Source organism: Methylorubrum podarium (genome assembly GCF_040270385.1).
Lineage (GTDB): Bacteria > Pseudomonadota > Alphaproteobacteria > Rhizobiales > Beijerinckiaceae > Methylobacterium > Methylobacterium podarium.
Genome location: NZ_JBELQE010000007.1, coordinates 47,288 through 55,448, shown reverse-complemented (window position 1 = coordinate 55,448; position 8,161 = coordinate 47,288). Strand labels below are relative to the sequence as shown.

Here is an 8,161-nt window from a genome sequence, read left to right as displayed (position 1 = left end):
GTGCTGGGCGGCGGTGCGTTCTGGGCGAGGGACGCGGAGGGCAGGACGGGAGCGAGAGCCAGCAGGCCCGCGGCGAGGGTGGCGAGACGGGTCAAGGCGGTGAGGCTCCGAGTGGCCGATGCCGGCAGGGTAGGGCCGAAACGCGCCCCGCGCGAGACCGTTGCGGCGCGACGATGCGGGCCATACCTCCCGACTCGCGGGCGGCGGGCTTTTGCCCTATACGCCGCGCCATCCCCCACATTCCCGCAGACAAGGTCGTCAGAGGTCCGATGAGCCCTCTCGCAGAGCGCCGCTTCCTGAAGATGCACGGTGCCGGCAACGCCATCGTCGTGCTCGACCTGCGCGGCAGCTCGATTCGCGTCGCCCCGGCCGAGGCCCGCGCCATCGCCGCCGACGCGCATTCGCGCTTCGACCAGCTCATGGTGGTACACGACCCCGTGACGCCGGGCACCGACGCCTTCATGCGCATCTACAACACCGATGGCTCGGAATCGGGCGCCTGCGGCAACGGCACCCGCTGCGTCGGCTACGCGCTGCTCGACGATCCGGCCATGGCGCGGCCCGCCGAGAACGGCTGCCTGACGCTGGAGACCAAGGCGGGTCTCGTCGCCGTGAAGCGCGTGACCGACCGCTCCTTCACCGTCGATATGGGCCAGCCACGCCTGCGCTGGGACGAGATCCCCCTCGCCGAGCCCTTCCCCGATACCCGGCGCATCGAGCTTCAGGTCGGGCCGATCGACGACCCGATCCTGCACTCGCCCGCCGCCGTGAGCATGGGCAATCCGCACGCGATCTTCTTCGTGGAGCGCGACCCCGACAGCTACGATCTCGGCCGCATCGGCCCGCTGCTCGAAGCGCACCCGATCTTCCCGGAGCGCGCCAACATCTCCATCGCCCAGGTGACCGGCCGCGACACGATCAAGCTGCGGGTCTGGGAGCGCGGCGCCGGGCTGACGCTCGCCTGCGGCACGGCCGCCTGCGCCACGGTGGTGGCGGCCTCGCGCCTGCGCATGATCGGCCGCGCCGCCCGCGTGGCGCTTCCCGGCGGGGAACTCGCGATCGAGTGGCGCGCCGACGACCACGTGCTGATGACCGGCCCGGTCTTCCTTGAGGGCGAGGGCACCTTCGCGCCCGACCTCTTCGCCGGACTCGACGGGTGAGCGTCGAGACGCTCACCTTCGGCTGCCGTCTCAACACCGTCGAGTCGGAGGTGCTGCGCGGCCATGCCGAGGCCGGCGCGCAGGGCCGCGACCTCGTCGTCGTCAACACCTGCGCCGTCACCGCCGAGGCCGGGCGGCAGGCCCGCAAGGCAATCCGCCGTCTCGCGCGCGAGCGGCCCGGCGCCGAGATCGTCGTCACCGGCTGCGGCGCCGAGGTCGAGCGCGCGCAGTATTCCGGGATGCCGGAGGTGGCGCGCCTCGTCGGCAACGCGGCGAAGCTCAGGCCGGAGAGCTGGCGCGACGGGGCCCCATCCGAGCCAGAGGACATCATGGCGGTACGGGCCGCCGAGCCGACGCGCATCGCCACCATGAGTGGGCATACCCGCGCCTTCGTGCCGGTGCAGAACGGCTGCGACCATCGCTGCACCTTCTGCATCATCCCGTTCGGCCGCGGACACTCCCGCTCGGTCCCCGTTGGCGAGGTGGTGGCGCAGGTGCGCCGCATCGTCGAGCATGGCGGCCGCGAGGTGGTGCTCACCGGCGTCGATCTCACCGCCTACGGCCGCGATCTCGATCCCGACCTGAGCCTGGGGCGTCTCGTCCGCACGATCCTCGCCGAGGTGCCGGATCTCGCCCGCCTGCGGCTTTCCTCGATCGACTCGGTCGAGGCCGATGCGGCGCTGATCGCGGCGTTTGCCGAGGAGTCGCGGCTGATGCCGCATGTCCACCTCTCGCTCCAGGCGGGGGACGACCTGATCCTGAAGCGGATGAAGCGCCGCCATTCCCGCGCTGACGCGATCCGCCTCTGCGCGACCCTGCGCGACCTGCGTCCCGGCCTCGTCTTCGGCGCCGACCTGATCGCCGGGTTTCCGACCGAGACCGAGGCGCAGTTCACCCGCTCCCTCGATCTGGTGGCGGAATGCGGGCTGACGCATCTCCACGTCTTCCCCTACTCGCCGCGCCCCGGCACGCCCGCCGCCCGGATGCCGGCGGTGCCCGGCGACGTGATCCGCGCGCGCGCCGCGCGACTGCGCGAGGCCGGCGCGGCGGCGCTCGCCCGCCATCTCGACGGTGAAGTCGGCGCCCGCCGCCGGGTGCTGACCGAGCGGGGCGATACGGGGCGGACGGAAGCGTTCGCGCTGGTGCGCTTCGCGGAAACGGTGCCGGCTGGAGAGATCCGCGCCGTCACCGTGACGGGACATGACGGGCAGGCTTTGCTCGCGGCTTGAGAGGCGCACCAACCCCTCCCCGCACGGATATCGGGCCTGTCCGATATCCGCATTCTTGGGTGCTCACGTCGGGCAGGCCCGACTTGCGCTGGAGGAGGGTGGCCCTCGCGTGAGCGAGGGTCGGGGAAGGGGAGCGACCTTTCCGGAAGAACCTGAGCCGGCCCCCCATACGCCATCCGTTTGATCGCTTCGGTGTTTCCTCCGTCATTGCGAGGCGAAGCCGTGGCAATCCAGTCCGCGACTTTTCCGGATGAGTCGCGCGCTGGATCGCTTCGGCTCCGCCTTCGCGATGACGGAGGCTGGCAAAGCCCGAAGCGATCGACCGGGAAAAGGTATCACCCGTCCGCTGCGCGGGCACCCTCGCCCGCGGAGGGGAGAGGGTTTTGCGAGGCGGCGACCATCCCGCATGCCGCCAACCCCGCCCGCATATGCCCCGGCGCGGGCGCCTCCACGGCGATCGCCTCGCGCTTCGGATAGAGCGGCAGGCGCAAGCCCCGCGCATGGAGCTGGAGCCCCGGCCCCTCCCGCCCGGCGGATCCGTAGATCGCGTCGCCGCGGATCGGCCACCCCATCGCCGCGCAGTGGACGCGCAGCTGATGCGTGCGCCCCGTCACCGGCTTCAGTTCCAGCCACGACATCCCGTCCGCCCGCCCGAGCACCCGGTAGAGCGTCAGCGACGGCGCCCCGGCCGGGTCCGCCTTCATCCACCAGCTGCGCGGATCGTCCGAGCGCTTGGCCAGCGGCAGGTCGATGCGCCCCTCCATCGCCTCGGGTCCGCCCTCGACCAGCGCCCAATAGGTCTTGTCCACCTTGCCGTCGGCGAACAGGCGGTTCAGACGGGCGAGCGCCTTGGCGTGACGGCCCAGCACGAGGCAGCCCGAGGTGTCGCGGTCGAGCCGATGCGCGGCCTCCGGGCGGCGCGGCAGGCCGAAGCGCAGGGCGTCGAGATGGTCGGTCAGGGTCGGCCCGCCCTTCGGCCCCGGATGCACCGGCAGACCCGCCGGCTTGTCGATGACGAGCATCAGGGCATCGCGGTAGAGCAGGGAAAGCCCTATCTCCGGTCCGACGGTGCGATCCGGCACTGAAACACGCGCGTTCATGCCTCACGGGCTAGAATGCCGGATCGTCGCGGGCAAGGCTGTATAAGGGACTGGGATGAGCGACGACGAGAAGCCCGGCTGGTTCGGACGCCTGTTCGGGCGGAAGGGTGCGCCCGAGGCGAAGCCTGCCGACCCCACGCCCGCCGAGGAACTGCCGGCCGAGGTTCAGCCGGACACGCCGCCGGTCACGCCAGACCCTTTGTCGCCGGCCTCCGAATCCGAGGGTCTGCCGGACTTCGCCACCGCGGCGGACGACGTGTCCCACGTGCCGCCGCCGGTCAGCGAACCCGCCTCCGAGGATCCCGACAAGAACCGCATCCCCGATCAGGTCGAGGGCGCCGACCTCCAGCCGGAGCCGCAGCCGCCGTCGGGCGAAGCGCCGCAGCCGGACGAGACGACGACGGAGCCGGAACCGTCGGCCCTCTCCGCGGAGCCGGCGGAGAAGCGGAACTGGTGGTCGCGCCTGACGGCCGGTGACGCGGAGGAGGCGGTCCCGGCCGAGGCGCAGCCGCCCGCCGAGGCCGACATCCAGCCCGTCGATGCCGCCGCGGCGCTCGCCAGCGATGCGATCTCCGGTGCCGTCGAGGGCACGGAGAAGCGGGGCTGGTGGTCGCGGCTCACCGAGGGCATGCGCCGCACCTCTTCGGCCCTGTCGGATCGGGTGACGGGGCTGTTCACCAAGCGCAAGCTCGACGCGACCACCCTGGAGGATCTGGAGGACGCGCTGATCCAGGCCGATTTCGGCGTGGAGACGGCCACGCGGATGTCGGAGGCGGTCGGCAAGGGCCGCTACGAGAAGGGTATCTCGCCCGACGAGGTGCGCGCCATCCTCGCTACCGAGATCGAGCGAGCGCTGGAGCCGGTGGCGACTCCGATCGCCATCGACACGGGCAAGAAGCCCTACGTGATCCTGACGGTCGGCGTGAACGGTGCCGGCAAGACGACGACGATCGGCAAGCTCTCCCTCAAGTTCAAGGCGGAGGGCCGCAGCGTGATGCTGGCGGCGGGCGACACGTTCCGCGCCGCGGCGATCGAGCAGCTGCGGGTCTGGGGCGAGCGCACGAACACCCCCGTGATCAGCCGCGAGCAGGGATCGGACGCCGCCGGGCTCGCCTTCGATGCCTTCAAGGAGGCGCGGGAGAAGGGCACCGACGTGCTCCTCATCGACACCGCCGGCCGCTTGCAGAACAAGGCGGGGCTGATGGCGGAGCTGGAGAAGATCGTCCGGGTCATCCGCAAGCTCGATCCGGAAGCGCCCCACGCCACCCTGCTGGTTCTCGACGCCACCGTCGGCCAGAATGCGCTGAGCCAGGTCGAGCTGTTCTCGCAGGCGGCCCCCGTGTCCGGACTCGTGATGACGAAGCTCGACGGAACCGCGCGGGGCGGTATTCTGGTGGCACTCGCCGCGAAGTTCGGCCTGCCCGTGCATTTCATCGGGGTCGGCGAGGGCGTCGAGGATCTGGAGCCGTTCGCCGCGCGGGATTTTGCCAGGGCGATCACCGGCCTCCCCAAGGAGTAACCGATTGCCCGCCGCCCCATCGGAAGATCATGAGAACCTCAGCATGAAGGTCGAGAGCGTCCCGCCGCGCCGGCACCTGCCGCCGCTCCTCAAGCTGGCGCTGGAGGTGGGCCCGCTCGCGGTGTTCTTCTTCAGCAACGCCTATGCCGAGCGCTTCGGCGTGACGCCGGAGAGCAAGCTGTTCGTGGCGACCGGCGTATTCATCGTCGCCACGATGATCGCGCTCGGCGTGCACTTCGCCCTGCTGCGGCGGCTGCCGATCATGCCCCTCGTCTCCGGCGTCGTCGTGCTGGTGTTCGGCGGGCTGACGCTGGCGCTTCAGGACAAGACCTTCATCATGATGAAGCCGACCATCGTGAACACGCTGTTCGGCCTCGTCCTGCTCGGCGGGCTCGCCTTCAACAAGTCGCTGCTCTCGGTCGTGCTCGACAGCATGTTCGCGCTGACCGACGAGGGCTGGCGCAAGCTCACCTTCCGCTGGGGCCTGTTCTTCCTCGCGCTCGCCGCCCTCAACGAGATCGTCTGGCGCACCCAGACCGAGGATTTCTGGGTGAGCTTCAAAGTGTTCGGCATCATGCCGCTCACCATCGCCTTCGCTCTGGCGCAGACGCCGCTGCTGCTGCGCCACGAGCGCAAGGACGAGGCCGAAGCGAAGGCCGGCTGACCGATCCTAGCCGATCCGCCGCGGCATCCGGAACGGCAGCATCAGCCGCACCAGCGGGTTGCGGAACCGGGTCAGCGAGAGGCTCTCGTGCACCGGCCGCGCCGCCTCGCCGTCGAGGGTCGAGGCGAGCAGCGAGCGGGCGTAGAACGGCGTGTCCTCGAAGGTGCGGACGACCTGCGCCCGCGCATCGTCGCTGCGGGTCGAGCGCGGCATCCGCCACAGGCCGGTCGGCGGCAAGGGGGCGGCGAGCGGCGGGCGCATCTCGCGGCGGCTGCCGTCCGCGTCGAAGCGCAAAGTCAAGTTCTGGCCGCTGCCATCGGTCCGGCGCACGTCGTAGAGGATGGCCGAGCCGCGCTGGAGCGGCGCGCGGCACCAGGTCCAGTCCGTGAACGCATCTTCAAGGGCGCCGTCGCCGTCGTTGGTGTCGTGGTAGCCGCTGCCGCGCCAGGCGATCGCGGGTGAGGAAAACTCCGCCTCGACCTCGCAATCGGGCGCCATCGGCCACCAGCGGTGCAGGCCCTGCGCGTCGAGGGTGAAGGGCTGCGCCGTCAGCGCCTTCGGCCGCACCCGCACCGTGCCGCGCACGGCCCGCGGAATCGGGGCGCCGCGCTCGTCGAGGCGGATGGTGAGCACGCTGCCGTCCCATTCGAGCGAGGACGGCCCGAGGCTGAAGCGCGACGCGTCCCGCGACAGGGAGCGGGCGTCGCGCTCGGTCATGGCGAAGCGGTTGGCGCGCTCGCCGTAGAGCACGACGTTGACGGCGCAGTGGGCGAACGGGTCGCGCGACGCGTCCCACCCGTAATAGGGCGAGAACACGCTGCCGATGAAGGCGATGACGGTGAGCCCCTGGCGCCCGTCCGCGCTCACCGCATCGACGTACCACCAGACGTAGCCGCCGCGCGCGACCGCGCCGTCGAATCGAGGTCCGCGCGCAGTGCCGCCGCCGCGAGCCGGCCCGACTGCGCCGCCATCGGCACTCCCGGCCCCGGATGCACGCTCCCCCCCGCAAGGTAGAGGCCCGGCACCCGCGTCCGCGCCCCCGGTCGCTTGAAGGTCGCCGTCCAGCCGTGCGAGGCCCGGCCGTAGAGGGCGCCCCCCGTCCCCGGAAACAGCCCCGCGAAGCCTGTCGGCGTCGTGAGCGTCGCCGGTCCCGTCGGCTCCAGGGTCAGCCCGCAGGCCGAGAGCTTGCGAAGGATGGTCGTCTCGCATGCGGCGATCTCCCGAGGGGTGAGGGGGCGGTCCCCGCCATCGGCCGGGGCGTTGACGAGGAGGAGCAGGCGCTCCGGCCCATCGGGCGCCGAGCCGCCGTCGCCGTCTCGATCCTGGGCGCAGACGTAGACGGTCGGGTCCGGCGGCAGGCGGCGTCCGCGCAGGATCGTGTCGAACTCCGCGCGGTAGTCGGCGGAGAAGAACACGCTGTGATGGGCGAGGTCGAAGCCTTTCGCCCGCGCGGTCAGGCAGGCGGTGACCGCCGAGAGCGAGCGTTCGCGGGGCGGGATCCGGTCGCCGGCACCGACCGCCTCGGGGCCGAGCAGGCCCGCAGCGAGGGCGGCCACATCCGCGTTGGCGATCACCGCGTCGGCGGCAAGGCGCTCGCCGTCCGCCAGTTCGACCCCGGCGACCCGGCTCCCTTCGGTCAGGATCCGCGCCACCTGCACCCCGGTGCGGATCTTCGCCCCCCGGCGTTCCGCCAGGTCCGAGACGGCGCCCGCGAGGCGGCTCAAGCCGCCCTCGACGGTCCAGACGCCGGCCTGCTCGACATGGGCGACCAGCATCAGCGTGGCCGGCGCCTCGAACGGCGAGGCGCCGCAATAGGTGGCGTAGCGCCCGAAGAGCTGGCGCAGCCGCGGATCGCGAAAATACTCACCGAGCGCCGACCACAGGGTCGCGAACGGTTGGATGCGCCAGAGGCTGCCGAGCCCCGACAGGCCGACGCGTTGGGCGAGATCGACCGGGCTCGGCCGTTCGGCACGGATGAACGGCCCCTCCAGCGTGCGGTAGACCTCTGCCGCGCGGGCGCAGAAGCGGCGGTAGCCTTCCGCCTCCCGCGCGCCCGCGAAGGCGTCGATGGCGTCGGCGGAGGCGGCGATGTCGGCGAAGAGATCCAGCCGCTCGTGCGCGCTCCAGGCGTGCCGGGCGAGCAGCGAGGCCGGCCGCAACCCGATCTCCGTCTCGAGGCTCGTGCCCGCCTCGGCGAAGAGCTCGTCGAACACCCAGCGCATGGTGAAGACGGTCGGCCCCGCCTCGACCGGAACGCCCCCGACGCTGACCGAGCGCATCTTGCCGCCGACGGGCGGAGCGCGCTCCAGCACCGTCACGTCGAGACCGGACGCGGCGAGGCTGAGCGCCGCCGCGAGGCCGCCGATCCCGGCGCCGATCACGATGACGCGCTTCTCCATCGAAAGATGCCTGCTTTGTCCGGCCTGCGGCGTTGATCCGGGCCGCAAACACTGTCAATCATAGTTGACACTTGAGCAAGACAAAATGAA

At 71.6% G+C, this 8,161-nt stretch carries 7 protein-coding genes; 4 read left to right on the top strand and 3 right to left on the bottom strand.

The window, feature by feature from the left end; all coding sequences use genetic code 11:
- The first annotated feature begins 269 nt into the window (after nucleotides 1-269).
- Both dapF and mtaB read left to right on the top strand, forming a co-directional pair.
- Nucleotides 270-1,160 carry a diaminopimelate epimerase gene (gene dapF / locus ABS772_RS00685; RefSeq protein WP_350391668.1) on the top strand — a complete coding sequence of 297 codons (891 nt, stop codon included), beginning with the start codon at nucleotides 270-272 and terminating at the stop codon, nucleotides 1,158-1,160.
- Entirely contained in the window at nucleotides 1,157-2,389 is a 1,233-nt protein-coding gene (gene mtaB / locus ABS772_RS00680) for a tRNA (N(6)-L-threonylcarbamoyladenosine(37)-C(2))-methylthiotransferase MtaB (protein ID WP_350391667.1), read from the top strand. The genes dapF and mtaB overlap by 4 nt, the downstream gene beginning before the upstream one ends.
- Nucleotides 2,390-2,724: 335 nt before the next feature.
- Here mtaB and ABS772_RS00675 read toward each other — a convergent pair whose 3' ends face one another.
- Nucleotides 2,725-3,489: an RluA family pseudouridine synthase gene (locus ABS772_RS00675; RefSeq protein ID WP_350391666.1), complete on the bottom strand. Its 765-nt coding sequence runs from the start codon at nucleotides 3,487-3,489 to the stop codon at nucleotides 2,725-2,727.
- Between the two features lie 55 nt (nucleotides 3,490-3,544).
- On the opposite strand from ABS772_RS00675, the gene ftsY reads away from it, so the two are divergent.
- Together ftsY and ABS772_RS00665 are read left to right on the top strand one after the other, a co-directional pair.
- Nucleotides 3,545-5,008 carry a signal recognition particle-docking protein FtsY gene (gene ftsY / locus ABS772_RS00670; RefSeq protein ID WP_350391665.1) on the top strand — a complete coding sequence of 488 codons (1,464 nt, stop codon included), beginning with the start codon at nucleotides 3,545-3,547 and terminating at the stop codon, nucleotides 5,006-5,008.
- Between the two features lie 43 nt (nucleotides 5,009-5,051).
- Nucleotides 5,052-5,672 (top strand): septation protein A, encoded by a 621-nt coding sequence (locus ABS772_RS00665; RefSeq protein ID WP_238254695.1) that lies wholly within the window; start codon nucleotides 5,052-5,054, stop codon nucleotides 5,670-5,672.
- A 6-nt stretch (nucleotides 5,673-5,678) separates the two neighbouring features.
- On the opposite strand, the gene ABS772_RS00660 is transcribed toward ABS772_RS00665, so the two are convergent.
- Nucleotides 5,679-6,539: a carotenoid 1,2-hydratase gene (locus tag ABS772_RS00660; RefSeq protein WP_350391664.1), complete on the bottom strand. Its 861-nt coding sequence runs from the start codon at nucleotides 6,537-6,539 to the stop codon at nucleotides 5,679-5,681.
- On the bottom strand, nucleotides 6,536-8,071 hold the full coding sequence (gene crtD / locus ABS772_RS00655) for a 1-hydroxycarotenoid 3,4-desaturase CrtD (protein WP_350391663.1): 1,536 nt from the start codon (nucleotides 8,069-8,071) through the stop codon (nucleotides 6,536-6,538). Before crtD ends, ABS772_RS00660 begins: the two co-directional genes overlap by 4 nt.
- Between the last annotated feature and the right edge of the window lie 90 nt (nucleotides 8,072-8,161).